The 25,084-nt window shown below is 66.8% G+C and carries 29 protein-coding genes and 1 pseudogene; 13 read left to right on the plus strand and 17 right to left on the minus strand.

Annotated features, from left to right (window positions below; translation table 11 throughout):
- Nucleotides 1–21: 21 nt before the first annotated feature.
- Nucleotides 22–1,245 (minus strand): MFS transporter, encoded by a 1,224-nt coding sequence (locus AZOLI_RS24760; RefSeq protein WP_014189370.1) that lies wholly within the window; start codon nt 1,243–1,245, stop codon nt 22–24.
- A 128-nt stretch (nt 1,246–1,373) separates the two neighbouring features.
- The gene (locus tag AZOLI_RS24765; protein WP_014189371.1) at nt 1,374–2,279 is read right to left on the minus strand and encodes a LysR substrate-binding domain-containing protein; all 906 of its coding nucleotides are present in this window, start codon (nt 2,277–2,279) and stop codon (nt 1,374–1,376) included.
- Nucleotides 2,280–2,397: 118 nt separating this feature from the next.
- On the opposite strand from AZOLI_RS24765, the gene AZOLI_RS24770 reads away from it, so the two are divergent.
- A complete protein-coding gene (locus AZOLI_RS24770) occupies nt 2,398–3,150 on the plus strand; it encodes a TSUP family transporter (protein WP_014189372.1) in 753 nt (250 codons plus the stop codon).
- Nucleotides 3,151–3,862: 712 nt separating this feature from the next.
- Complete coding sequence (locus tag AZOLI_RS24775; protein ID WP_014189373.1) at nt 3,863–5,251, plus strand: replication initiation protein; 1,389 nt, start codon at nt 3,863–3,865, stop codon at nt 5,249–5,251.
- Between the two features lie 72 nt (nt 5,252–5,323).
- Here AZOLI_RS24775 and AZOLI_RS24780 read toward each other — a convergent pair whose 3' ends face one another.
- On the minus strand, nt 5,324–5,842 hold the full coding sequence (locus AZOLI_RS24780) for a DUF2442 domain-containing protein (protein ID WP_014189374.1): 519 nt from the start codon (nt 5,840–5,842) through the stop codon (nt 5,324–5,326).
- 14 nt (nt 5,843–5,856) lie between these two features.
- Complete coding sequence (locus AZOLI_RS24785; RefSeq protein WP_014189375.1) at nt 5,857–6,099, minus strand: DUF4160 domain-containing protein; 243 nt, start codon at nt 6,097–6,099, stop codon at nt 5,857–5,859.
- A 1,221-nt stretch (nt 6,100–7,320) separates the two neighbouring features.
- On the opposite strand from AZOLI_RS24785, the gene AZOLI_RS24790 reads away from it, so the two are divergent.
- The gene (locus AZOLI_RS24790; protein WP_014189377.1) at nt 7,321–8,025 is read left to right on the plus strand and encodes a hypothetical protein; all 705 of its coding nucleotides are present in this window, start codon (nt 7,321–7,323) and stop codon (nt 8,023–8,025) included.
- 126 nt (nt 8,026–8,151) lie between these two features.
- Here the strand turns inward: AZOLI_RS24790 and AZOLI_RS24795 are convergent, their stop codons facing one another.
- The 4 genes from AZOLI_RS24795 to AZOLI_RS24810 form a co-directional block, all read right to left on the minus strand.
- Nucleotides 8,152–8,922, minus strand: coding sequence for a hypothetical protein (locus tag AZOLI_RS24795; RefSeq protein WP_014189378.1), 771 nt, complete (start codon nt 8,920–8,922; stop codon nt 8,152–8,154).
- A 118-nt stretch (nt 8,923–9,040) separates the two neighbouring features.
- On the minus strand, nt 9,041–9,466 hold the full coding sequence (locus tag AZOLI_RS24800) for a DUF350 domain-containing protein (protein ID WP_014189379.1): 426 nt from the start codon (nt 9,464–9,466) through the stop codon (nt 9,041–9,043).
- 25 nt (nt 9,467–9,491) lie between these two features.
- A complete protein-coding gene (locus AZOLI_RS24805; protein WP_014189380.1) occupies nt 9,492–11,270 on the minus strand; it encodes a DUF2491 family protein in 1,779 nt (592 codons plus the stop codon).
- 129 nt (nt 11,271–11,399) lie between these two features.
- The gene (locus AZOLI_RS24810) at nt 11,400–12,182 is read right to left on the minus strand and encodes a lysophospholipid acyltransferase family protein (protein ID WP_014189381.1); all 783 of its coding nucleotides are present in this window, start codon (nt 12,180–12,182) and stop codon (nt 11,400–11,402) included.
- Between the two features lie 147 nt (nt 12,183–12,329).
- Here AZOLI_RS24810 and ftsE point away from each other — a divergent pair, with 147 nt between their 5' ends.
- The 4 genes from ftsE to hemP all read left to right on the plus strand — a co-directional run bounded on the left by ftsE (nt 12,330) and on the right by hemP (nt 14,929).
- On the plus strand, nt 12,330–13,070 hold the full coding sequence (ftsE, locus tag AZOLI_RS24815) for a cell division ATP-binding protein FtsE (RefSeq protein WP_014189382.1): 741 nt from the start codon (nt 12,330–12,332) through the stop codon (nt 13,068–13,070).
- A gap of 4 nt (nt 13,071–13,074) precedes the next feature.
- The gene (locus AZOLI_RS24820; protein ID WP_014189383.1) at nt 13,075–13,968 is read left to right on the plus strand and encodes a cell division protein FtsX; all 894 of its coding nucleotides are present in this window, start codon (nt 13,075–13,077) and stop codon (nt 13,966–13,968) included.
- 13 nt (nt 13,969–13,981) lie between these two features.
- Complete coding sequence (locus AZOLI_RS24825) at nt 13,982–14,620, plus strand: YdcF family protein (protein ID WP_048816581.1); 639 nt, start codon at nt 13,982–13,984, stop codon at nt 14,618–14,620.
- 141 nt (nt 14,621–14,761) lie between these two features.
- Nucleotides 14,762–14,929 carry a hemin uptake protein HemP gene (gene hemP, locus AZOLI_RS31725; protein ID WP_014189385.1) on the plus strand — a complete coding sequence of 56 codons (168 nt, stop codon included), beginning with the start codon at nt 14,762–14,764 and terminating at the stop codon, nt 14,927–14,929.
- 91 nt (nt 14,930–15,020) lie between these two features.
- Here the strand turns inward: hemP and AZOLI_RS24830 are convergent, their stop codons facing one another.
- Nucleotides 15,021–15,221 (minus strand): heavy-metal-associated domain-containing protein, encoded by a 201-nt coding sequence (locus AZOLI_RS24830; RefSeq protein ID WP_014189386.1) that lies wholly within the window; start codon nt 15,219–15,221, stop codon nt 15,021–15,023.
- 356 nt (nt 15,222–15,577) lie between these two features.
- Here AZOLI_RS24830 and AZOLI_RS24835 point away from each other — a divergent pair, with 356 nt between their 5' ends.
- The 5 genes from AZOLI_RS24835 (at nt 15,578) to AZOLI_RS24855 (ending at nt 19,595) form a co-directional block, all read left to right on the plus strand.
- On the plus strand, nt 15,578–16,012 hold the full coding sequence (locus AZOLI_RS24835) for an SRPBCC family protein (RefSeq protein WP_014189387.1): 435 nt from the start codon (nt 15,578–15,580) through the stop codon (nt 16,010–16,012).
- Between the two features lie 63 nt (nt 16,013–16,075).
- Nucleotides 16,076–17,467: a GntP family permease gene (locus AZOLI_RS24840; protein WP_014189388.1), complete on the plus strand. Its 1,392-nt coding sequence runs from the start codon at nt 16,076–16,078 to the stop codon at nt 17,465–17,467.
- A 2-nt stretch (nt 17,468–17,469) separates the two neighbouring features.
- Nucleotides 17,470–18,129 (plus strand): CoA transferase subunit A, encoded by a 660-nt coding sequence (locus tag AZOLI_RS24845; protein WP_014189389.1) that lies wholly within the window; start codon nt 17,470–17,472, stop codon nt 18,127–18,129.
- A 17-nt stretch (nt 18,130–18,146) separates the two neighbouring features.
- Nucleotides 18,147–18,794, plus strand: a complete 648-nt coding sequence (locus tag AZOLI_RS24850; RefSeq protein ID WP_014189390.1) for a 3-oxoacid CoA-transferase subunit B — start codon at nt 18,147–18,149, stop codon at nt 18,792–18,794.
- Nucleotides 18,795–18,806: 12 nt separating this feature from the next.
- Entirely contained in the window at nt 18,807–19,595 is a 789-nt protein-coding gene (locus tag AZOLI_RS24855) for a 3-hydroxybutyrate dehydrogenase (RefSeq protein ID WP_014189391.1), read from the plus strand.
- 68 nt (nt 19,596–19,663) lie between these two features.
- Here the strand turns inward: AZOLI_RS24855 and AZOLI_RS24860 are convergent, their stop codons facing one another.
- The 5 genes from AZOLI_RS24860 to AZOLI_RS24880 all read right to left on the minus strand — a co-directional run bounded on the left by AZOLI_RS24860 (nt 19,664) and on the right by AZOLI_RS24880 (nt 23,279).
- Nucleotides 19,664–20,044, minus strand: coding sequence for a ribbon-helix-helix domain-containing protein (locus tag AZOLI_RS24860; RefSeq protein WP_044553123.1), 381 nt, complete (start codon nt 20,042–20,044; stop codon nt 19,664–19,666).
- A gap of 107 nt (nt 20,045–20,151) precedes the next feature.
- Nucleotides 20,152–20,862: a Crp/Fnr family transcriptional regulator gene (locus tag AZOLI_RS24865; RefSeq protein WP_044553126.1), complete on the minus strand. Its 711-nt coding sequence runs from the start codon at nt 20,860–20,862 to the stop codon at nt 20,152–20,154.
- Between the two features lie 77 nt (nt 20,863–20,939).
- Complete coding sequence (locus AZOLI_RS24870) at nt 20,940–21,692, minus strand: TfuA-like protein (protein ID WP_014189394.1); 753 nt, start codon at nt 21,690–21,692, stop codon at nt 20,940–20,942.
- Complete coding sequence (locus AZOLI_RS24875) at nt 21,689–22,960, minus strand: YcaO-like family protein (RefSeq protein WP_014189395.1); 1,272 nt, start codon at nt 22,958–22,960, stop codon at nt 21,689–21,691. The genes AZOLI_RS24870 and AZOLI_RS24875 overlap by 4 nt, the downstream gene beginning before the upstream one ends.
- 121 nt (nt 22,961–23,081) lie before the next feature.
- Nucleotides 23,082–23,279, minus strand: coding sequence for a hypothetical protein (locus AZOLI_RS24880; RefSeq protein WP_014189396.1), 198 nt, complete (start codon nt 23,277–23,279; stop codon nt 23,082–23,084).
- 154 nt (nt 23,280–23,433) lie between these two features.
- On the opposite strand from AZOLI_RS24880, the gene AZOLI_RS33410 reads away from it, so the two are divergent.
- Nucleotides 23,434–23,721: a ribbon-helix-helix domain-containing protein gene (locus AZOLI_RS33410; protein WP_081506014.1), complete on the plus strand. Its 288-nt coding sequence runs from the start codon at nt 23,434–23,436 to the stop codon at nt 23,719–23,721.
- Nucleotides 23,722–23,760: 39 nt separating this feature from the next.
- Here the strand turns inward: AZOLI_RS33410 and AZOLI_RS31735 are convergent, their stop codons facing one another.
- From AZOLI_RS31735 to AZOLI_RS33415, 3 genes and pseudogenes are all read right to left on the minus strand, one after another.
- Nucleotides 23,761–24,309, minus strand: a complete 549-nt coding sequence (locus tag AZOLI_RS31735) for a hypothetical protein (protein ID WP_014189397.1) — start codon at nt 24,307–24,309, stop codon at nt 23,761–23,763.
- An 18-nt stretch (nt 24,310–24,327) separates the two neighbouring features.
- Nucleotides 24,328–24,876, minus strand: a complete 549-nt coding sequence (locus AZOLI_RS31740) for an IS5 family transposase (protein WP_244442499.1) — start codon at nt 24,874–24,876, stop codon at nt 24,328–24,330.
- Nucleotides 24,804–25,082, minus strand: a pseudogene (locus tag AZOLI_RS33415) (transposase); the annotation flags it as partial. The pseudogene AZOLI_RS33415 and the gene AZOLI_RS31740, both read right to left, overlap by 73 nt.
- Nucleotides 25,083–25,084 lie beyond the last annotated feature (2 nt).

Raw genomic sequence — 25,084 nt, forward strand, 5'->3', positions numbered from 1 at the left:
GTCTCCTTTGAAGATCACCGGTCAGGCGGCCGACCGCCCACGGAATTCGGTCAGGTAGAACAGCAGGCCGATGGCGGGGAAGGCGAAGCCGATCCAGGTCACCGGCTCCCACCCGCCGACGGCGAAGGCATAGCCGGCCAGCGCCGAACCCGCCGCCCCGCCCAGGAAGAAGATCGCCATATAGATGGCGTTCATCCGGCTGCGAGTCTCCGCCCCCAGCGAATAGATGGCGCGCTGCCCCAGCACCATGTTCATCTGCACGCCCATGTCGAGCAGCAGCCCGGCCAGCACCAGCAGCGCGATCGATCCCTCGCCCGCCCCCACGCCAGCCTGGGCCACGAAGAAGGACAAGGCCGCCATCGCCAGCGCGAAGCCGGTGGCCGGCCGGGTCCAGCCGCGGTCGGCGATCCGCCCGGCGAGCGGCGCCACCAGCGCTCCCGCCGCCCCCGACAGGGCGAACAGCGCGATCCCCCGCTGGCTGAGATGGAAGGGCGCGCCCATCAACAGCAGCGGCACGGCGGTCCAATAGAGGCTGAAGGAGGCGAACATCATGGTCTGGTAGACGGTCCGCCGCTGCAGCACCGGCGTCCGCACCAGAAGCCGCCCAAGCGAGCCGATCAGCGCGCCATAGCCGGACCGGCCCGTCGGCCGCCGCTGCGGCAGCACCCGCCACAGCAGGATGGCAAATCCCACCATCGCCACTGCCGACAGGCCGAACACCGCGCGCCAGCCGAAACTGTCGGCGATCAGGCTCGACACCGGGCGGGCCAGCAGGATGCCCAGCAGCAGGCCGCTCATCACATTGCCCACCACCTGCCCGCGCGAGGCCTCCGGCGCCATGTGGGCGGCGAGCGGCACCAGCATCTGCACGGCGACGGAGGTGACGCCGATCAGGAAGGCCGCCGCCAGGAACAGCGAGGCGGTGGGGGCGACCGCAGCCACCAGCAGCGCCGCCACCGTGCTGGACAGCGTCACCACCACCAGCCGGCGGTTCTCCAGCAGATCGCCCAACGGCACCAGCAGCACCAGCCCGGCGCCATAGCCGACCTGGGTCAGGGTGACGACGAGGCTCGCGGTCTCCGGCGACAGCCCGACCGCCGGGCCGATCAGCCCGACCAGCGGCTGGGCATAATAGATGTTGGCGACCACCACCCCGCAGGCCAGCGCCATCAGCATGACCAGCGAGCGGGACAGGGCCGGATGGGCGGCGTCTTCAGCCGGATGGGGAACAGCGGTTGGCGGCATCGCGCGGTCCTGTAGGGTCATGACTGCGGGGAAGCAAAACGGAAACAGCGGCCACCCTATGTCGGCACCCGCAGGCGGCGCATCAGCGAATTGTGCATCGGCGAATTGCGCCAAAAGGACAAAGGGGCCTACTCCACCTCGGCACACAGCGCATAGAGCCAGTCGCGGAAGGGCGCCAGCCCGGCATCGTCGCGGCGGGACGCGCGATAGACCAGATACCAGGCATGGACCATCGGCACCGCCAGCCCGAAGGGCGTGGCAAGGCGCCCGGCGGCGATGTCGTCCAGGATGTAGAGCCGCGGCGCCAGTGCCACCCCGACCCCGTCGATGGCCGCCTGCAGCGTCATGGCATAGCTGCCGAAGGAAAGCCCCTTCGACGACGGCCCCTTCGACGATGGCCCCTTGGCCGACACCTCCGCCACCCCGGCGGCGGCGAGCCAGCGCGGCCAGTCCTCCGCCCAATGGGACACATGCAGCAGGGTTGCGCCGGCCAGATCCGCCGGCTGGCGCAACTCCGCCGCCAGCCGCGGCGCGCAGACCGGCTGCAGGGTGGAGGAGAACAGCCGCTCCGCCTCATAGCCCGGCCATTGGCCGTCGCCCAGCAGGACGGCGCAGGTCCAGTCGTCGTTCATCGGCGCGCCGGCCCCGCCGGTGGCGATCCGCACCTCGATCTCCGGGTGGGCAAGGTGGAAGCTGGACAGGCGCGGAATCAGCCAGCGCACCGCCACCGTCGCCCCCATGCCCACGGTCAGCACCGGCCCGGCCCGCATCGCCGACACCTGCTCCACCCGCCGGGCGATGCCGTCGAACGCCTCGGTCAGCGCCGGCTGCAGCGCCCGGCCGCGTTCGGTCAGCACCAGCGCATTGGCCCGCCGGTCGAACAGGGGAAAGCCCAGCCGCTCTTCCAGCAGCTTCACCATCCGGCTGATCGCCGCCTGCGAGACATGCAGTTCCGCCGCCGCGGCGGTGAAGCTGCCATGGCGGGCCGCCGCCTCGAAAGCGCGCAGGCCGTTCAGCGAGGGCAGGCGGCGCATCGGTCCATCCTTACTTAACCCCAACTTTTCCTGAGGCTCAGCATCGAACAATGCCGTTTGCGGCGCAACCGCGCGCGTGCGAGCTTTTCAGCCTGATCTCCGACATTTGGACCGATTCATGCTGACGCTTCCGCTGATGGTGGGGCTTGGCCTTACCGTTCTCGTGACCTCGTTTCTGTCGGGCCTGTTCGGCATGGCCGGCGGCATGGTGCTGATGGGCCTGCTGCTGATCCTGCTGCCGGTTCCGTCGGCGATGCTGCTGCATGGCGTGACGCAGTTCGCCTCCAACGGCTGGCGGGCATGGCTGTGGCGGCACCATGTGGTCTGGCCGATCATCCTGCGATTCGCGCTGGGCGGATCCGGGGCCGGCTTGCTGTTCGCCCTGGTCGGCGCCATTCCCGACCGGGCGGTGTCGCTGCTGATTCTGGGGCTGACGCCCTTCCTTGCGCTGGCGGTGCCCGCGCGCTGGGCGCTGGATGCCCAGAAGCCGCTGCATGGCCTCATCGGCGGCTTCCTGTGCATGGGGGTGCAGCTGGTCGCCGGCATCTCCGGCCCGTTGCTGGACACCTTCTTCATCCGCAGCGCCATGACCCGGCAGAGCGTGGTCGCCACCAAGGCGGCGATCCAGTCGGTCGGCCATCTGGTGAAGATCGCTTACTTCGCTCCGCTGGTCGCCGGCGGCGTGGACGGGACGGTGGAATCGACGGTGATCGTGATGTCGGTCGCCATGGCGCTGCTGGGCACGAATCTCTCCCGCCGGGTGCTGGACCGCATGAGCGACGCGCAATTCCGCCTGTGGAGCCGCTATCTGGTGATGGGCACCGCCAGCGTCTATCTGGGCCAGGGGCTGTTCCTGCTGGCCGCCCACTGAAAGAAAAACATTCTAAATCAGTGATTTAAATCTCCACCGTTCCCTATCCTTACCGCCTGGGGGCTGGATCCCGGCCTCCCGAAGCCAAATGGCCCGTTTCCCGATCCTTACGGCTTGGGGGCGGGCTTCCTTACATCCTGGGGGCTCTCAAACCCCTGGAAATCCTTACATGCCCCGGATAGCGACTCAGTTCGTCTCCAGAATCTGCCGATCCTTACCTCTTGGGGGCCTGGATCTGGCCGTGAGTGCCCCCAAGCCGTAAGGATGGCGCTTGTCCATAGACCCCCGGACAGCAAAAATGGCCGAACGCCCCCAGGGAGTAAGGATGGAGCTGGTCCCATGGGGAGGCTTTCCGGACTCGAGTCGGGCCGATTCGGGTGATGTAAGGATGCCGGAGGGAGAGTTCGGGTGAGATTCGCACTGCGGAAGCCTTGGCAGATCCGGCACTTAGCAGGCGTTCGCGACTCCCTTTCCCTTTTAAGAGGATTCGTCGGCGCGAAACCCTAGGTGAGTCCGCGAGTCGCATCGAATCTTCCTTACAGGGTGGGGGAAACAGCCTTACCGGGTGGGGGCGAGTCGCACACCCCCCGGGGCGTAAGGGTTCCGCCCCCAGGATGTAAGGATGAACAGGATTCTGCGGCGCGACCCTTTCCTTACTTGTTTTTCGGGTAAGGATTGATTTAGCCTCCCTCGATTTCGGCGGAGGACGGCGATGGCGGGGACGGGGCGCAGGAAGGCGCGCGGTGCGGTGGCGGAGGAGTCCGTCCCGTCGGACGCGGCTGCGCCCACCAAGGCGAACACGGCGAAGGCCGCCCCCGGCCTCGTCGTGCTGGGGCCGGAGGATCTGGCCGGCGGTGCGGTGATCGACGGCGACGGTGCCGCGGCCACCCTGCCGTCTGTTGCTGCCGAATCCGCGGCGCCGGTCGCCGGGCTGACCGCCCGCGTCGCCAGTGCCACCTTCGAGCGCGACGGCTACAAGCATCTGATCAAGGCGGCGGAAGCGGTCTACAGCTATCCCGCCAACGGCACGCGCCTGTCGCTGCCGGCGCAGAAGATGCTGAACTTCATGATCCATCTCGCCGGCAGCCAGAATTTCGCCAACAAGCTCTATCGCCTGCCCAAGCGCGTGGTGCGCGGCAACCACAAGGGCAACGAGCGGATCTTCGACGCGCTGAAGGAAATCTTCGATTCCAGCCTCGTGGTCATCGGCCCCTTCCGCGGCCGCCGGTCGCGCGCCGAGCTGCGCATCCTCTCCAGCTATGTCCGGCCGGAGGAGGAGGAGGACAGCGACGCCGCCGACATCCATTTCCAGTTCACCGACGCCTTCCTGGAAATCCAGCGCTCGTCCCAGCTGTGGGCCAAGCTGTCCGGCCCGGCGATGGTCAAGGTCACCAGCACCTACGCGCTGAAGCTGTACGAGATCGGCATGCAGCGCTACCAGATGGATTATCCGTCGCTGGAACTGGACATCGACACGCTGCGCAAGCTGATGAACGTGCCGGAAGGCGCCTATAAGGATTTCGGCATCCTGCGCACCCGCACCATCGACCGCGCGATTGCCGAGGTGAACCAGCTCGCCCCCTTCCGCGTCAGCATGCCGGAAGACAAGATGAAGCGGAAAGGCCGCAAGATCGAGGCGGTGACGCTGGATTTCCACGCCAAGGACGAGGAGGAGGCGGCCGAGACCTATCTGGAGCGCGAACGCCACAGCGCCGGCCGCCGCGCCCGCCGTATCGGCAAGGTCGACACCGTCGCCCCCGCCGACCCGGTGGAGGCCGGCCTCGCCGACCTCGGCCCGCTGCCCGACGCCGACGACGTGACGGCGCTGTGGGCCGCCGTCCTGCACGCCCTGAAGGGCAAGGTCCCCGCCCCGCTGCTGGCCGAACTGGAGCCGGAACGGGTGGAGGAAGCGCCCCAGGGCGGCCGCCGCCTCGTCCTGAAGGCCAGGAACGCCGCCGTCGCCGACACCGCCCGCATGAACCACTGGCCGAGCCTGAAATCGGCCCTGGCCTCGCTGACCGGCGGACTGATCGAGGACGTGGCCTTCGAGGTGGCGGCCCGCAAGGCGAAGACGGCGAAGGCGGCCTCCCCCGAGACGTAAGGATGGGTGGGAGTGGCTGCAGGGGAAGCGGATTGCCGGCCAGCTGTGACGCCGGTTCGCGGATAGCTGGCCCTATTCAGCCGCTGCCGGCGGACGGCCGGGCCGGCGGGGGCGGTACCGGGCGGCGAACAGCAGCGGGTCGCGGCTAAAGGCGCGGCAGACGATGCCGAGCATGGCCGGCACGGCAGTGGCGCCGGTGCGCCAGTTCGACCAGGTGTTGACGTGCACCCCCACCAGATCGGCCGCCTCCTGATTGGACAAGTCGTGGCGATCCTGCCAAGCGATCAGTTCGGGTTGGCCGAAAGGGCGTTGCTGTTCCGCCAGCAGGGCCAGATGCATGCTGTCGATGGCCAGATCCTCGTCGCCGTTCCACTCCACCGTGGTGGCGTCGATCAGGCGGGCGGAGGCGAAGACGGTGGGGTCGCGCAGCTGGCGGAAATAGGGGTGTCCGGATTCCAGCCAGCCGGTCAGGTCGACGCGGTCGGCGCGGCCGTCGTCCCAGGTCAGCGCCAGGACGGCGCCCGCGGCCGGCGCCACGGCGGCGAGCCGCGGGATTGGGCGGGGGCCTTGCGGCAGGACGGGCGGGATCATGGGCGCGCCTCCTTTCAGGCGAAGGGGATGTTGGGGTTCCAGACGTTCCACTCGCTCACCAGCCGGTCCTTGTTGGCGGCGGCCCAGGTCTGGACATCCTTGCGGATGGCGGTGGGCAGGTCGCCGGCGATGACCTCGAAGGTTTCGATCGAGACCAGTGCTTCGAAATCGGTATCCTTGACGTGGAAATGCGGGGGAAGGTGGTCGTTGCCGAAGACCCGGATGGTCGCCTTTCCGATTGTCGCCAGCTTCCCCATCGTGCCCCCATCGGTGACGACTAAGTCTGCCCCAAATATTGGGTGTTGGGAACACAAAATTTGTGTGAGATCGCATGAAGAGGGGCCGCCACGACCAACCGGTGGGCGGATCGGGATCTGGCGGGGGAGGTGGGAAGCAACCGAGCACACGACACTGAACTGGGCGTTCCGAGCGGTTGCCACGGCCGATGATGCAAATACGTGCAATGATGAACAGGCAAATGTCCTGAAAGCGGTTTTGCAAACGCACGGAGCGATGTGCAGGCAAATGTCCTGAAAGTGACTTTCAAACGTGCGCAACGACGCACAGGCAAATGTCCTGAAAACGATGATGCAAACGTACGGAACGACGTTTAAGCAAATTATGCAGTCGTTAGCGATGTTATCGACGTTTGTAACGGAGACGAACATCGGAAATCATATGAACTGAGAGGCGAACGGCGCCAGAATGAAGCCGCGGAAACGTCAACGCACTATAGGTTTCGTAGGGAATCGGGCTAAACCTTTACGCATAGCCCATATATTGACACAAAATATTGTGAATCATCTTGTCAGATGGCTGGCGGCCGCGCAATGATGAGGGTGGCACCGCATGGGACCGTGGGGGGAAAGGTTAGCGCCAACCCCCACGGCCTCCATGAAGCGCATCATCAATTGCTAAGGAGCACTCTCATGAAGAACACCCCCCGCTTGCCGATCCTGAACCGCGAGCGTCTGGAGATCATGACGCTGTGGGTACGCCTGATCGGCGGTATCCTGGTCATCATCCGCGTGCTGCGCGGTTGATGACCAAGCCGGTGATCGGGTGTCTCACCACCCGATCACCAGCACGATCACTATGCGGCGAACGGCCGGATCCCGCAAGGGACCGGTCGTTTTTCGTGCCCGAACCACCAGGGCAATTTGAGCCGGATACAACCTGCGCCGGGCTGCAATCCGGGGCACTTGACGCAATGTTGGGGAACCCGCCCTATCAGGCTTTCCAATAACTTCCACCTCCCGCACGAAGGCGTGGCGGAACAGGGACTTACCCTCCTTACCGCCCGAACAGCCTTTGGACGTTATGGAGAGCCACGAAGTTCAACTAATGGCGCGCAGTAACTGGCCCCAGCGCAACGGCTCAACGCGTTGCTCGCCACGGATTTTCAAAAAACGCCCCATGAAAGGATAACTTTCCCATAACCTCTCCGCACCCGTCCCACCATCCTGCGGAGCCACCCCATGCCCCTCGACAGCCGTACCCTTGCCGACGACCGTTTCCCCTGCTGGGCGGAGGAGCCGCCGGTGCCGTCTGAAGGCTCGCTGGTTCCCGGTTCGCAATTCCATGAGGAACAATGGATCATGGCCGCCGGCATGCTGGCGCGCGGCAGCAGCTTCCTCTATGTCGCCCGCGCCATGGGATGCAGCCGCACCACCCTGTGGCGGGCCTATTACGGATCCAAGGATTTCCGTCACAGGGTCTGGTGGGAACGGCAGGCGCTGAAACGGGAAGCCGAGCTGCGCCTCTCCTCGCTGCGCAGTCTGGTTGTCGAGCAGATCGAGCGGCTGGTCTCCTGCGGCGATCCGTCGACCGTGCGCTGGCTGGCCGACCGGCTCGGCCTCCTCGACGGGCTCGGAGACCAATCGGTCCAGCGGCCGGCCCGGCGGTCGGCCCAGCAGCCGGCGGACTCCGCCACGCCCCAGCCGCCCCCGTTCGAGGACGCTCCCGCCGTCATCGTCCCCGAACTGGACGACGACGACATCCCCGGCGCCTTGCGGGAGCGCCGCGCGCCCGATCCGCGCGCCGTCGCCGCCATCCTCGCCCGTCCGGAATCGGAAGGACCGAAGGGCGTCTATCCCTGGACCTTCAATCCCGACGATCCCTATCCCAACCTTGCCTCCGCGCTGGAACGGCAGGGCGGACAGGCCGCCTTCGGCCGTCTGTAAGGCGGACAGGCCAGCGGACGGGCCAGCGGACGAAATGGAACAGCCGCCGGAAACCGTTCCACGCTGTTCCATCTCCCCCAGGAGGTAAGGATCGGCGGAGTCTCCCCCACCGATCCCCTCTGAATGTCAGCCCTGCTTGGCCTTCAGCGCCGCCAGACGGTCCGACAGGCTCGTGGGCGAGGTCTTGCCCGACGCGGCGGCCAGCGCGGCGGCGATGTTGGGGTCTTCCTTTTCCGGGACCGACGGGCGCAGCAGCTTGGCCTTGGCGTTCGCCGCCTCGGCGGCGGCCAGATCCTTGGCGGCGGTGTCCTGCATCGCCTTCAGCGCAACCGACAGGCCGCTGGTGGCGCCGGCAAGGCCGGCGGCCTGACGGGCGGCTTCGGCCTGACGCTCGGCCATGGCCCGCTGCTGGTCGGCACGGCCCATGTCGCGCTGGGCGCGGGTCAGTTCGGCGCGGGCGGCCTTCAGCTTGGCGCCGGCCTCGGCATAGTTCTTTTCCAGCATCTCCAGGAACTCGCGGGCTTCCACCGCGTCGCGGACCTCGCGCTCGATCTCCGGAGCCATCTCCTCCAGCATGGCGACGATGGTCTCCAGGCTCTTTTCCAGCCCGGCCTTGCGGGCGGGATCGGTCTCGCCGTCGATCTGGCGCTGCAGATGCTCGGCCGCCGCCATGCGCTGGGTCGACAGCGCCTTGATCTCGTCGGCTTCGCGCTGCTCGCGGTCGTAGATGGCGCGGGCTTCCGCCACCTGCCGGCCCAGCCCGTCGAGATGCTGCTCCATGGTCCGCAGTTCCGCCTCGGTCGCGGACTTCGGATCCCAGCGCACCAGCGCCTCCATGGCGCCCTGGACGGCCTGGTCGGTCTTGACACCCATAAGGTTGCGGATGAAGGCAAGCATGGCTCGAATCCTGTCGATGAGGGTTGTTGGAGGCGCCACGCAATGCGCCTCGCCTGCACAGATGGGGAGGGGATGATCCGGCGACCAGACCCCTTATCCTTACCTCTTGGGGGCCGGCCTATCCGGCCATGGCGGCGGCGTTGATCAGCGCCACCCCCAGCTGGACCCCGACCAGGGTCGCGGCCGACGCGACGTTGCCGGATTCGATCTGGCCGCGCAGGTCGCGGATCAGCAGGGTCGCGACCGCGAAGGCGACCAGCTGCAGGATCACCGCCACCACGCCCCACAGAACGATGTCCAGCAGGAAGGCGCTGGTCGCCAGCGTCGCCGCCAGCGGAATGGCGAGCGCGACGATGGAGCCGGCCAGGGTCAGGCCGCCGGCGGCATTCCCTTCCGCCACCAGCCGGCGTTCGTTGAAGGGGGTGATGCGGGTGTAGACGGCGACGCCGACCGCCAGCAGCGCCAGCGTGACGGCGAGCTGGACCAGCAGCACCGGAAGCCCGGTGCCGAGCGCGGTCAGGATGGAACCGAAGGTGCTTTCCATGGGGCCGGCACTCTTGTCGTGTGGGTTAGGACAGGGAGAGGGAGGCGGGGTTCACGTCGATGCCGGCGGCAATCTCGACCGAGGCGCGGCCGGACCGCTCCACCGCCTCCACCAGGATGTATTCCGTGGTGGGGGCGGGGGCCGCGGCACCGGTGGGGGCGCCGTACAGCATGGACTGGCTGACCACCGTCTCGGTTCCGCGCACGGTCTGGCGCGCCTCGCTGAGGGTGAAGGGCTGGATGCGGCTGGCGCCCGGCTGCCAGACTCGGGCATAGAGCTTGCCGTCCTTGGTCTGGAATTCCGGCCAGCCGATCATCCCCTCGGCATCGTCCAGCCAGAAGCCCCACTCGCCCTCGTCGGACGGCGCCACGCTGTCGATGGGCGTGAAATAGCGGCATTCGTCCGGCTGCCCGTCGGGGCCGAGATGGATCTGGAAGAAGCCTCCTCCCGGCAGATGCAGCCGATAGACGGTGGCCGGGCCGGAGGTGACGGTGCCGACCGCCTCGATCGACACCAGCCGGTCGCTGCCGGTGTCCGGCGCCTTCACCTTGGTGGCGCTCTCCGCCAGCAGGAAGGGGGTGGGGTCGATGGTGACCGCCATGCCCAGCCGGAACAGCGACGGGCTGTAGGCCTTGCCGCCGAGCTTCTGGTTCACGTAGTTGCCGAGCGTTCCGAACAGGGGCACGTCCGATCCTCCCTTGGAGACTGGGCCATTGGACACTGGGCTGGGTTTCGCCGCCGGGGCATCCATCCGCCGCCGCGCCCGCCACAGCAGGAACAGCATCGCCACGCCAAGCAGCAGCAGAACCCACAGCCACATGCTGTACCCGGACGTGCGGGGATCGGCGCGGGCCAGATCCGCCGGCACGTCGGGGGGCAATTGGCCGGCTTGGCGCGGGCTGCCGGATTGTGCGGCCACCGACTGGTCGAGCTGGTCCAGCTTGCCGCGCAGTTCCGCATCGTCGCGGGCCAGCCGGTCGGCTTCCTTCCGCCATTCCCGATAACCGGGGTCGTCGGCGTTGTTGTGGAAGAAGGCGGCATGGCCCGGCCGGGTCAGCGTGTCGAGCATGAACCACAGGAACAGCCCGTCCCAGACGCCGAAGCGCCGCGGCGCGGTGTAGGCATAGGACGGCGGGTTCCAGCCGTAGCGGCCATAGGGATTGGCAGGTGCGGGCTGTGTCGACGGGGCGCGGTAGGACGACCCGCCTCCGCCCCACCAGCTCCAGCCCGAGCCGCCGGAGTTGCCGGAGTTGCCGGTACGGCCCTGGGTGGAGGCGGCGGTGGGCGTGCGGTCGGTCTCCTGGCGGCTGCGGTAGCGGTTCAGCGCGTCGGCCGAGCCCTGCTGGCTGAACGTCCGGTCACCGGCGGAGGTCGGGGGGGCGGCGACCGAGGGAGCGCTGCTGCCCGGCCGGGCATAGCCGCCGCTGGAGCTGGCGGAGCCGCCGGAGAACCATCCGCCGCCGCTGCTTCCGGTCGAGGGCGTGCGCGGAGCCGAGGGACGGGAGTAGCCGCTGCTGCTGCTGCCGACGGACGGGGTGCGCGAGGGTCGCGAATAGCCGCCCGAGGACGAGGACCGGCCTCCGCGGGATCGGGCGGAGGCCTCGTCCGGAGCGAGCGCCACAGCGACCGCCGCGGTTGCGGCGATGGCGAGCGGAGCGGGTGCCGCCGGCACGGTCAGGATGGCGCCGGCGGGGACTGCCAGCGGCTGCGCCGTCATCAGCAGGGCGACGGCGGCGGCGCGCCATCGCTGTTTCCAGAGGTCCAGCGGCCGGGTGGGACACCGGGGCTTCGCGGTCTGCGTCATCCGTCCTCTCGCGCGTCAACCGGAGCCGGTTCAACCGGCCCTCCCGGCGATTCGTTGCGCGAGCGTAGGCAGATACGCGGCGGTGCTCAAGGGATTAACCGCCGCGGCCCGCCGGTTGCGGCCGAACCGTCACGACACGGCGGTCGCCGCCTGCTTGTTCCGCTCCGGCTCGGCCTGCGGCGGGCGGATGGTGGGCGGGCCGCCGGCAGCGGTGACGAGGCGGTCGCTGGCGGCCTCCAGCCGTTCCTCCAGATCGCGCATCGCCTCGGCGCGCGGACGGCCGGGAGGGATCGGCGGCAGGAACTCCACCACCACGGTGCCCGGACGCTTCAGGAAGCTGTGGCGCGGCCAATAGAGGCCGGCGTTCAGCGCCATCGGCACGATGGGGATCTTCAGGCTGTCATAGAGCATGCCCACGCCGATCCGATAGGGCCGGTATGTGCCGGGAGCGACGCGGGTTCCCTGCGGGAAGATCACGATGGGCCGGCCTTCGTCGCGCACCGGGCGGGAGTTCCGGATCAGCGACTTGATCGCCGCCCCGCCGGCGCCGCGGTCGACCGGGATCATCTTCGCCTTGGCGGCGTACCAGCCCCAGATCGGGATCCACATCAGCTCCCGCTTTAGGATGATCGCCGGGTCCTTCACCAGAAGGTGGAGCTTCATCGTCTCCCAGGCCGACTGGTGCTTGGCCGCCAGCAGGAAGGGGCCGTCGGGCAGGTTCTCGCGCCCGTGCACCTCGTAGCGGATGCCGACGAGCGTGCGCTCCAGCCAGCCGACGGTGCTGAGATACCATTTCACGACCGCGACCATCTGCGGACGCGGCAGCAGCAGCATCCACAGCAGGGCGAAGCACATCAGCGCGGTCCAGAGGTGGAACGCGATGTTGAAGGCAAGGGACCGGATCCAGATCATGGCCGGCAACTTGTCAGGTCTTCGCCGACTTCTCAAGTATTCCGCGCTGTTGCGGCGATGGTGCCGCTGTGCGGGGCGGGGTGGACTCCGTCCCCCGCCGGGTGCATTGTCCCCGGCACGGAGGGTTGTCGTGGCTGTGGTGGGACCGTGATTCGTTTCGAAAATGTCGGCTTGCGGTACGGCACGGAGGCGGAGGTGCTGCGCGACATCAGCTTTACCCTGTTGCCGGGGTCCTTCCATTTCCTGACCGGTGCCAGCGGGGCGGGCAAATCGTCGCTGCTGAAGCTGATGTATCTGGCCCACCGGCCGTCGCGCGGTCTGGTCACCCTGTTCGGCCGCGACATGGCGATGGCGACCCGCCGCGACCTGCCGGAGCTGCGCCGCCAGATCGGCGTGGTGTTCCAGGACTTCGCCCTGCTCGACCATCTGTCGGCGCTGGACAATGTGGCGCTGCCGCTGCGCATGGCCGGCACGCCGGAGGCAGACGTGGTCGCCCACTGCACCGAGATCCTGCGCTGGGTGGGGCTGGGCAACCACCTGCACGCCAAACCGTCCACCCTGTCGGGCGGGCAGAAGCAGCGGGTGGCCATCGCGCGCTCGGTCATCAACCGGCCGCGGCTTCTGCTGGCGGACGAGCCGACCGGCAACGTCGACGACGGCATCGGCATGCGCCTGCTCTATCTTTTCGAGGAACTGTACAAGCTGGGAACCACCGTGGTGATCGCCACCCACAACGAGGCGCTGATCCGCCGTTTCGACCACCCGCGACTGCACCTCGACAATGGCCGGTTGATGGTGCTGCCTGCGCGCGGAAGCCGGGTTCATGATGGCCATGCGCCCGACGGCCGTGCCGGCGACACGCGCCCGCAAGAGTCGCGGTGGGAGTAGCGGCATGGCGCTTCGTCCGGTCCGTCCCCGCTCCGACCTGCCGCTTGCGGTCGATCCTTCCTCGCGCTTCCTCGGCTGGATCACCGCGCTGATGGCCTTTCTTGCGGTGTTGGCGCTGGCCGGCGCCATGCTGGTGTCGGACATGGCGCAACGCTGGGACAGCGGCCTTGCCGGCGGGCTGACCGTGCAGGTGGCGCCGATGCCGGGCGCTCCGGTCGCGCCGCTGGGCGAGCGGGTGGAGGCGGCGGTGACCGTCCTGCGCGCCTTCCCCGGAATCCGGTCGGCCACCGTGCTGGGCGGGGGCGAGATCGCCCGGCTGCTGGAACCCTGGCTGGGGGCGGGGGCGTCGGACCCGCTGCTGCCGATGCCGCGGCTGATCGACGTCGCCGCCGACGGGCCGGTCGACGTCGCGGCCTTGCGGCTTCGCCTGACGTCGGCGGCGCCGGGGGCGACGCTGGACGACCATGCGGTGTGGCTGGCCGATCTGCGCTCCTTCGCCGGGGCGGTGCGGCTGGCGGCGCTGGGGGTGGTCCTGCTGATCGGGGCGGCGGCGGTGATGACGGTGGTCTTCGCCGTGCGCACCGGCCTTGCCATCCACCGTCCGGTGGTGGAACTGCTGCACCTGATGGGCGCGACCGACCGCTATGTGTCCCGCCAGTTCGAACGGCATGTGGTGTCCTTGAGCCTGCGCGGCGGCGCCATCGGCCTGCTGCTGGCCGGCGGCACGCTGTTCGGGCTGTACCGGGCGTCCCAGGGGCTGCGGGCCAGCCTGCTGTCCGACCTGTCGCTGCAGCCCTGGCAGTGGGCGGTGCTGCTTCTGGTGCCGGGAATGCTGGCCCTGCTGGCGCTGGCGACCGCCCGCTGGACCGTCCTGCGCACGCTGGAGTCCATGCCGTGAGATGGGGGGCGCCATGAGATCCGTGCACCGGCGGCGCAACGGGATGGTGGCGCGGGCGGTGGCCTATCTGCTGGCCGGCTCGCTGGTGGCGGCCGTCCTCTGGCTGGGCGGGCTGGTCTGGTACGCCGCCGACGTGCCGCGCTCATCCCCCGCCGGATCTGAAGCCGAACGGCAGACCGAGGCCATCGTCGTGCTGACCGGAGGCAGCAACCGGCTGGGCACCGGGCTGGAGCTGCTCGCCGCCGGACGGGCGAAGAAGCTGTTCGTCTCCGGCGTCTATGACGGCGTGGATGTGCAGGAACTGCTGAAGCTTTCCCGCCATTCCCCGACCGAGATGGAATGCTGCATCACGCTCGGCTATTCGGCGGACAGCACCATCGGCAACGCCTATGAGACGGCGGACTGGATGCGCGACCAGGGGTTCCGGTCGCTGCGGCTGGTGACCGCCAACTACCACATGCGCCGCAGCCTGCTGGAACTGTCGATGGCGATGCCCGACGTGGAACTGGTGCCCCATCCCGTCGTCGCTCCCACCGTCCATCTGGACGAATGGTGGATGTGGCCCGGCACCGCGAACCTGCTGATCAACGAATACAACAAGCTGTTGGTGGTTGGCCTGCGCTGGATGGTGCATCGGGCGGTCAAGGGCTGACGGCAGGAACCGCGTTGAGAGCTGGGCGGGAAAGCGAATGAGAATGACTTGCAATTGGTTCCGGACGGGCGTAGTGTCCGGTTCAGGGTTCACGCCCGGACATCGCCGACCGCAACGTCCGTCCAGCAAGAAAGACACGCCATGCACGACATCGCCGTCTCCGCTCCCGCTTCCTTCATCGCCGCGTCCCTGCCGGTGGTCGAATCCGCCCGTCTGATGTCGGGCAGCCGCGAGATCGTGATCCAGCACGCCGGGCAGAGCTATCGCCTGCGCGTGACCCGCGCCAACAAGCTGATCCTCACCAAGTAAAAAGACCTTCAAAAGAACCTTCCGGGAATACGCCATCGGGAATGGGCGCCGGCCATATGGCCCGGCGCCCATTCTTTTTGCGGATGGCGCCTCACGCCCGGCCCTGCACCTCATAGCCGGCATCCTCGATGGCCTGGCGGACGGTCGATTCGTCGGCGTCGCCCTCGACGGTCACCTGGCCCTCCTTCAGATCGACCAGGGCGCGCTCGACCGACGGCAGCGCTTCCACCGCCTTGGTCACGGTCTGGGCGCAGTGGCCGCAGGACATTCCGGATACCTTCAACGTCAGCATGGGTCTTCTCCCTTGGCGATGCGACGGCGCACGCAATCTGCACAGGCTGGGCCTTCCAACGGTTGGAAGGTCAAGCGGCATTCCACAAGTCGGCTCAACCGCCTTCCGAGATGATCGTTTCGCCTTGCCGTGGACGTCTATAATTCGAGACTTATTCTCTAAAAACAGACGGATCACTCTTGCGCAATCTCGATTATGAGACAGGCAGCTAGTCGTGGGGTTTTGTGTGCAATGCACAAAATCAGCCTTATCAAAGATTTCCGCTGACACCATCGGGCCGTCCAATCCTGGCACAAGCCTTGCTCTTATGGTTGTACCCCGCTCTCAGGGGACTGCCGCCATGAGAAAGCGCTCCGATGCCGCTCGTCACCGCAACCTCTCATCTGCCCGTTCCAGCGCGCCGCGTGTGGCCGTTGGTCCGGTGGAACGGGGCGTTGGGCGACTGGTATCCCGGTGCGGTCTCCGTGATCGTGGAGGGGGCGGGGAAGGGCGCGCTGCGGCGTCTGCGGCTTTATGACGGGGCGCCGGTCGTCCATCGGCTGGAGCATGTCAGCCGCATCGACGATGCCTACACCTATGCGGTGGTCGAAGGACCGTACCCGGTTGCCGACCTTCTGGCGCAGATCCGTCTGCGCGCCGATGGGGAACGGCAGGCCGCCCTGGATTGGACCGCCACCTTCCGCCCGCTTTCCACCCACCCCAACCAGGGCGCGGAGGCGGAGGCGGAGCGCTTCGTCCGCGACCTTTACGACGCCGGCATGGCCCGGCTTCGCAGTCTGCTTCAGCCGTAAATCCCGAAAACACACCCGTGACGGTCACCGTCCGAAAAGAATAACCGAGGGAGCATCGTCCAAATGAGTTTCCTGATCTGCGTGGGAGCGCTCGCGTTCCTGATGCTGGTCGCCTATCGGGGCTTCAGCGTCATCCTTTTTGCGCCCATCGCGGCGATGGGTGCCGTGCTGCTGACCGATCCGTCCGCCGTGCCGCCCATCTTCACCGGCCTGTTCATGGACAAGATGGTCGGCTTCGTGAAGCTGTACTTCCCGGTCTTCCTGCTGGGCGCGGTATTCGGCAAGGTGATCGAGCTGTCCGGCTTCTCCAAGTCGATCGTCTCGGCCGTCATCAAGCTGGTCGGGCGCGAGCGTGCTGTGACCTCCATCGTGCTGGTCTGCCTGCTGCTGACCTATGGCGGCGTGTCGCTGTTCGTCGTGGTCTTCGCCGTCTATCCCTTCGCGGCGGAGATGTTCCGGCAGAGCGACATCCCCAAGCGCCTGATCCCCGGCGTGATCGCGCTCGGCGCCTTCACCGTCACCATGGACGCGCTGCCGGGCACGCCGCAAATCCAGAACATCATCCCCACCACCTTCTTCAAGACCGATGCCTATGCCGCGCCCTGGCTGGGCGTGATCGGCTCGATCTTCATCCTGGCGCTGGGGCTGCTCTATCTGGAATGGCGCGTGCGCTCGGCCATCGCGCGGGGCGAGGGCTACGGCAGCGGCCACAGCAACGAACCGGAGCCGGTCGCCTCGGAAGCGCTGCCGAACCCGATCCTGGCCCTGTCGCCGCTGGTCGCCGTCGGCGTGCTGAACAAGCTGTTCACCATGGGCATCCCCGGCATCTACGGCACCACCAGCGAGGTGGCGCTTACCCCCGGCGCCAAGCCGCTGGTGACGCAGGTCTCCTCCGTCGCCGGCATCTGGGCGGTGGAAGGGGCTCTGCTCTGCGGCATCCTGATGGTGCTGGCCTTCGCCTGGAAGCCGGTGTCCCAGCGCTTCGCCGACGGAACCAAGGCCGCCATCGGCGGGTCGCTGCTGGCCGCCATGAACACGGCGTCGGAATACGGCTTCGGCGCGGTGATCGCGGCGCTGCCGGGCTTTCTGATCATCCGCGACGCGCTGGCCGCCATCCCCAACCCGCTGGTGAACGAGGCGGTGACCGTCACCGCGCTGGCCGGCATCACCGGTTCGGCGTCGGGCGGCATGAGCATCGCGCTGGCAGCCATGGCCGACCAGTTCATCGCCGCCGCCAACGCCGCCGGCATCCCGATGGAGGTGCTGCATCGTGTCGCCTCCATGGCCAGCGGCGGCATGGACACCTTGCCGCATAACGGCGCGGTCATCACGTTGCTGGGCGTCACCGGGCTGACGCACCGGCAGTCCTACGGCGACATCTTCGCCGTCACCTGCATCAAGACGCTGGCGGTCTTCTTCGTGATCGCCGTCTATTACCTGACCGGGATCGTCTGACCATGAAGAACAAACTCGTTTCCCTGGAAGAGGTCGTCTCGCGCATTCCCGACGGCGCTTCCCTGCTGATCGGCGGCTTCATGGCCGTCGGCGGCCCCAGCCGGCTGGTGGACGAACTGATCCGCCAGGGCAAGCGCGACCTGACCATCATCGCCAACGACACCGCCCGGCCCAACAACGGCCTGGGCAAGCTGGTGGTGGAAAAGCTGGTGCGCCGCGTCGTCACCAGCCACATCGGGCTGAACCCCGAGACGCAGAAGCAGATGATCGCCGGCGACATCGAGGTGGAGTTGGTGCCGCAGGGTACGCTGGCCGAGCGCATCCGCGCCGGCGGCGTCGGCCTGGGCGGCGTCCTGACCCCCACCGGCGTCGGCACGATTGTGGAGGAGGGCAAGCGCACGGTCGAGATCGACGGCGTCACCTACCTGCTGGAGACACCGATCAAGGCCGACTTCGCGCTGGTCGCCGCCAAGCAGGCCGACCTGTACGGCAACCTGACCTACGCGCTGACCGCGCGCAACTTCAACCCGCTGATGGCGATGGCCGGCGCCACCGTGATCGCCGAGGCCGAGGACATCCTGCCGGTCGGCTGCATCCCGCCCGACGCGGTGATGACGCCGTCGGTTCTGGTCGACCACATCGTCACCGCAACGCCGCGCTGATCGGGGAGTATTGAGCCATGGATGAAAAGACCCTGATCGCCAAGCGCGTCGCGCTGGAACTGATGGACGGCGACCTCGTCAACTTGGGAATCGGCCTGCCGACCCTGGTCGCCCGCTATGTCCCCGCCGGACGCCATGTGTTCTTCCAGTCGGAGAACGGCATCGTCGGCATGTCCGGCCCGATCACCGGGGCGGAGAACCACGACCTGACCGATGCCGGCGGTTCGCCCATCTCGGCCCTGCCGGGGGCGGCGTCCTTCGACAGCGCCTTCTCCTTCGGGCTGATCCGCGGCGGCCATCTGGACGTCACCGTGCTCGGCGGCCTGCAGGTGGACCGTGAAGGACGTCTCGCCAACTGGATGGTGCCGGGCAAGATGGTGCCGGGCATGGGCGGGGCGATGGATCTGGTCACCGGCGCCCGCCGGGTGATCGTCGCCATGCAGCACAGCGCCAAGGGCGAACCGAAGATCGTCGAGCGATGCGCGCTGCCGCTGACCTCGGTCCGCCGGGTCGACCTGGTGGTGACCGACCTCGCCGTCATCGAGCCGACCGACGCCGGCCTCGTCTTGAAGGAAACCGCCCCCGGTGTCACCGTGGAGCAGGTGATCGCCAACACCGGGTGCGAACTGATCGTCGCTCCGGATCTCCGTCCCATGCCGCTCTAAGGGTAAAGAACAATGACCAATCTGAAGGGGAAGGCCGCGCTCGTCACTGGGTCTACCAGCGGGATCGGCCTTGGAATCGCACGGCAGCTTGCAGGCCAGGGTGCCGACCTGATGCTGAACGGCTTCGGCGACACCGGCTACATCGCCGAACTGTGCCAGTCGCTGTCGGCGGAGTTCGGCGTGCGCGTCGCCCACAATGGCGCCGACATGTCGAAGCCGGAGGAGATCGAGGCGATGGTCGCCGCCACCGAGGCGGCTTATGGCCGGCTGGACGTGCTGGTCAACAATGCTGGCATCCAGCATGTGGCGCCGGTCGATGCCTTCCCGGTGGAACGCTGGGACGCGGTGATCGCCATCAACCTGTCGGCCGTCTTCCACGGCACCCGTGCGGCATTGCCGGGCATGAAGGCGCGCGGCTGGGGCCGGGTCATCAACATCGCGTCGGTGCACGGCCTGGTGGCGTCGGTCAACAAGTCGGCCTATGTCGCCGCCAAGCACGGTGTGATTGGCCTGACCAAGGTGACGGCGCTGGAACTTGCGGAGACCAACATCACCTGCAACGCCATCTGCCCGGGCTGGGTGCTGACGCCGCTGGTGCAGAAGCAGATCGATGCGCTGGCTGCCTCGCGCGACCTGTCGGTGGAGGAGGCCGGACGTGAGCTGCTCAGTGAGAAGCAGCCGTCGAAATCCTTCGTCACCCCGGAACAGCTGGGTGAACTGGCGCTGTTCCTGTGCTCGGAAGCTGCCGGCAACATGCGCGGGGCCGCGCTGACCATGGACGGCGGCTGGACCGCCCAGTAAGGCGGCCCTTCCAATGCTTCGAGGGGGTGGGTCGAGATGCCTGCCCCTTCCTGGAAGCCCGGGCCTTCTCAGCTTTCGCTGGTGGCGGGAATCGTATCGAAGGGGGTGGCGATGAACGGGCGGCCCTGGCCATGGCCGGCACGGGCGTGGCCGCGCTCGGTCGCAGCCTGCCGGAAATAGCCGACCACGAATACGCGCAGAGCGTTCGCGAGCGATACGCCGGCCTGGGAGGCGCGACGGCCCTGCTGCTCCATGCGATCACGGACATCCCCGCACAGCTCTTCCACCGTCAGGTCTTCCCGCTGGCAGATCTCATCGAGCCCCTCCCAGTAGGACGGCTCCAGACGGATGGACACATCGCGTCCAGACAATTTCAGCGTGCGAAGGGCCAGCGAAGCAACACCCGTGGATTGATCAATGCGAGACCTGTTGTTCCCGTCGCTCGACATGCTCTTAAATCCTCGTCCTGCCCGTGCGATTGCCCCCAACGCGCGCCCACTATAACGCGACCACAACCGGCTTTGGGAACAAAACTTTCGGCAGGTAAGGATTCTCCCTAGGGAGTCCGTTCGGGATCTCCGGCCATATCCTTTAGTAGAGCCAGATCATTGATGACAATAAAACCTTTGGCATATGTCACTGCGCCAGTCCTGCGCAGGGCGCCGAGACACTTGTTCACCATTTCGCGGGTTACACCCAGCATGTTGGCGAGTGCTTCCTGCGACAGCGGCAAGGTCAGGCGCAGGCCGGCCGCAGTCGGCTGTCCGTAGCTGTCCGACAGCAGCAGCAACCTGCGGGCGAGACGGCGCGGGACATCGTGGAAGACGGCATCCTCGATGTTCTCGGACACCCAGCGCAGCCGGTCGCACAGGACCACCATCATGCTGGTGCACAGGCGCGGGTGGCGTTCCAGGAACGGGATGAAGTCGGCGCGGTCGATGCGGTAAAGTTCGACCGGGCGCAAGGCGACGGCGGCGGCCGTGCGTTCGCGGCCGTCGATCAGGCCGATTTCTCCCAGGACGTCGCCGGCCTCCAGGATGTTCAGCAGCATGGTCTTGCCATCCGCCGAGGAGGTCCGGATGGCGATCTGGCCTTTCAGCACGGCGAACAGGCTGTCGCCGGGATCGCCCTTGTCGAAGATGATCTGGTCGGCATCGAAGCGGACGATACGGCCCAGCCCCAGCATTTCCGCCATTTGCCCGGCGTCGAGCTCTCCAAGCAGGCGGTTGCGCCTCAGCACCGCCGCCACATCCATGGGCGCGTTCATCCATCCGTCCCGGCACCGTTTCATGCCTGGGCGACGACAACCGCCACCCCGACGCGATCAGTCTACCGAAAACGCACTTACATCGCGAGGGGGGCAGCGTCGCGCAGGGCACGTTCCCACAGGACGGTCCGTTCGAAATGGAAACGGACTTCCTGCATCGCATCATCGCCGGTCGGACGGCCCAGGCGCCGCGCCATGCTGCGCAGCATTGCCTTGGCATCGTCTCGCTTCTGGTCGAAGCGGCCCTGGGGCAGCCAGCTGCGGAAAGCCGCCAGCTCTTCCGCCGGCAGGCCGATGTCGCCACCCAGCCGCAGCATCCGGCCATAGCCGCGCTCGCGGTAGGGCAGTTCCTTGGCGATGGATTCCAGGCGCAAGGCCGTGCCCGCGGCCAGGACCCGGTCGGTCACCGCGTCGGACAGGGTGCGGCGGATGTTGACCATCGCCTCCGACAGGGCGGTGTAGCCCAGCTCGGCCGGGCCGTGGATCACCGCAACCTCGTCGTCGTCCTCCAGCCGGCCGTCGCGGAACGCCTCGAAGATGGCGCCGACGCCGATCATGCCGAAGGGATGCAGCTCCGCCGCGCGCAGCGCTCCCATGCTGGAGGCACCGAACACAGGGATGCCGGCATGGATAGCGTAGAGGATTTCCTTGTGCCAGACCGACGGCACGCTTTCGAAGAAGCCGTCGACGATGCCGATGGCTGCCGGCTTCTCCGCACACAGCCGCAACACGTCGCCTTGGGCGACCGGTGGCAGATAGGTAGCGTCCAGCTCCAGCACCGCATCCTCGCGCGGCAGGGTGGGGCCGAGGAAGACATAGACGCCGCTCATGCCGCCTTCTCCATGGCTTGGGTGCCGAGTACACGCAGGCCGCGTTCGCCCAGCAGGTAATCGGGGGATTCGTCGGCACCCTCCAACCCAGGCACGACGACGCGGACGACGGGGATGCCGAATTCAGGCTTGGTCAGGTCGACCGCCACCGCCTCTTCGATGCCGACGGCGCGCAGCCGGTCGAGCTGGTGGGCGAGATCGGCCTCGATCGTGGGGGCGGTGCTGGTCGGGCAGTGACGGAAGGAGCGCCGGCCGGCGCCATCGGCGATCATCGCCTTCCAGCGGGCATGGTTGGCCGGGTCGAGGTGCCGTTCATATTCGGCGCGGGGCATGTCGTCGCGGGCGCCGGCAATGAAGGTCAGGCGGCTCTGCGCCGCTTCCGTCAGGGCGCGGGACAGGGCGATCTCGCGCGCCACATGGCAGCCCATGCCGGTGGCCGGGCGGATGGAGTGCTGGGGCAGATCCTCGCGCTCGACAATGCGGCAGAGGAAGGCGGGCAGGCCGATGTCGCTGGTGGTCTCCCACACGCCGACGGCGACGCCGGCGGCATCGAACCGGTCGATCAGCGAGCGGCAGACCGGATCGTCGATGCTGTCCAGGTCGATGCGGGTTGCCCCCTGGGTGGCGGGGTCCTGCAGGCGCCACAGGGTGGTTGCGTCGCGCTCCACCAGTTCGGTGACGGCGTGGCTGATCGCCTCCACCTTGTGGTTGCCCGACGCCAGCCCGTTGGAGCCGGCAAGGAAGGCGCCGTGGCCGGGGGCCATCGGCACGGTGAAATTCAGGTGGACCATCTCGAACGGAACCCATTTCGGGCCGCCGTTCAGCAGATCCTGGCCCTCGATCCACAGGATGGGGCTGTTGGGATTGAAGCAGCCGGTCGACAGCCGGGGCAGGCGGCTGACGTCCACCACCGGGTGGGTCCAGCGCAGCTCCTCGAAGCTGGCGAACTTCAGCGGCAGGGTGATCCGTTCGGCGTGATAGCTTTCGATCGATTCCATGACCCCCGACGCCTTGGCGGCGGCGAGCGTCACCCCCTTGCCCTGCGACACCGAGATGGAACGCGAGTTCGGCCGCGTCACCATCACCACCGGAATGCCGACGGCATCCAGCCCGGTGACGTTGGCGACCCGGGTGATCCCCATTATCGGCAGGAACGGGGTGACCCGAGCCAGGGTCTGTTCGGGGGCCATGACCCGGTGGGTGCCGACCGTGTGGGCCTTCACCGCATCCGAAACGGAGGCTTTGACATCGAGCAGATCGAAGGGCATCGCGGCTTGTCCGGGGCGGAGGAAAATCGAGAGGACGCGTCCCGTTCCCGGGTCCGTGGCCGATCAGCACCTGAAGCGGTGCTGGTGGCCACGGTCCGAAGAACCGGAACCGGGAACCCGATCAGGCGCCCGGGGTGATGCTGTAACGGCCAGCCTCGTGATCGGCGGCATCGAAGGTGCCGCGGTCACCGGAGCGGACGAGATTGCGGACGGTCGACGCCTGGACTTCGGCGATCTCGGTCACGCCCTGGGCGGAAACATTGTACAGACGGCCATCGGCGCCACGAACCATCGACGACTGGGACAGATTGAGCGACATCGTATGTCTCCTTGGCATAAGTGATGCACTCATTTCTTCGAATTCGAACTAACTTGCGCTGTGAAGTTTTTCACTTTGCGAACACCGCCCTTCGGATAACACAACACTTCAAGCTAGGTTTTCGGCCGTGGCTGCAGTTAGGGGGACCTCTGGGATGCTGAACTCTGCCAACAAACAACGTGATTACCGGGCGGGCCACTTATCCAGCTTGATGGCTTGGCCTGCAATGTCGGTTCGCGTTGTATTGGTTGAAGACGGAGAGAGGCGTGTGCGTCTTGAAAATGCCGTGTGGGACGGGCTGGATGCCATCGCGCAAGCTGAAGGATTGCTAACTAAGCAATTGTGCGCGAAATTGGATGCACGACGCTCAAAGAGCGTGGACTTGAGTAGTGAAATCCGAAGCTTTGTTCTGGACTATTTTCGTGGAAACGACGCAATTTGAGTCATTTCTGTTTTCATAATACCATTTTAAATAGACACTTCATCCAATTGTAATTCGTTGATGGTCTGCATGTGTGGTGCGGATGGGCCAACTGCTGAATGTCTTCAGAAAATTCTCAGCGCGTGATGCCAACGACGTTTGAGAAGTGCTGTTAGCGATTTCCAGTCCATCGTTAGCAGCCTGCGAAGCTGCATCCATCTCGCCGGTGGTGGCAAGTGCCTCGGCATACCAAATCAGAACCTGGGGAACACGCCCCAGTGGGTGAAGTCGGCCATTTCCTCCACCTTGCTGCTGAAATAGTGCAAAGCTGTTTTCGAACATGGCGAATCCTGACTTGTGGTTCCCCGTCAGGACCGACGCATATCCGATACCCCCCATGACTAAGGGAAGCAGCAGTGGGGCATGTATGGCGTGACCGACCGATAATGCCGCTTCCAGTGCGGGAATGCTGGCTTTCAACTGCCCGCAGATGATGTGCGTCCAACCCAGATGCGTCAGAGCGAACAGCCGTGAGAAAAGATGGTTGCTCTCCTCCGCGATCTCTACCGACCGGCGGCCGGTTTTGATGGCTTCATCGACTTGGCCCAATTCCGCTAGGGCGTGTCGTCAGTTGAGCCAGATGACAGCCGACACGAGGTAAACAGCCGCCAAGAAAGTGCTGGCAAGCTTGTCGTATCGAGTTGCAATGGCTCGGAAGCCCTTCAGCTTGTTGAAGAATCGCTCGACGAGATTACGTTCGCGGTACAAGGCGAAATCGGTATCGCGGGCGATCAGCCGATTAGCCTTGGACGGGATGACGGGGACGATGTCGCGCTCCTTCAATGCGTCGATCAGGGCGTCGCCATCATAGGCCTTGTCGGCGATGAGGGCCTGCGGCTCGACCGCGTCGAGCAGAGGGGCGGCTTGGCTGAAGTCAGAGGCCTGACCGGGGGTCAGGGAGATCGCCACCGGGTTGCCCAAGGCGTCCACGATGGCATGGATCTTCGTCGTCAGCCCCCCTCGTGATCGGCCGATGGCTTGGCAGGCGCCCCCTTTTTTCGCGCCCCGGCGCTGTGCTGGTGGGCGCGGACGATGGTCGCGTCGAGCATCATGTACTCGTTGTCGCTGTCCTCGGCCAGGGCTTTGAAAAGGCGCTCGAACACCCCGCTCTCGCACCAGCGGCGGTAGCGGCGGTGGGTGTTCTTCCAATCCCCGAACCGGGTGGGCAGGTCGCGCCAGGGAATGCCAGCCCGGTAACGGTACAGCACCGCCTCGACGAACAGGCGGTTGTCCTTCGCCGTCCCCCCGACATGGCCTACCCGCCCCGGCAGAAAATCCTGGACCCGCTCCCACTGATCGTCGCGCAAAGCATAGCGTCGCATTC

This window comes from Azospirillum lipoferum 4B (assembly GCF_000283655.1).
Taxonomy (GTDB): domain Bacteria; phylum Pseudomonadota; class Alphaproteobacteria; order Azospirillales; family Azospirillaceae; genus Azospirillum; species Azospirillum lipoferum_C.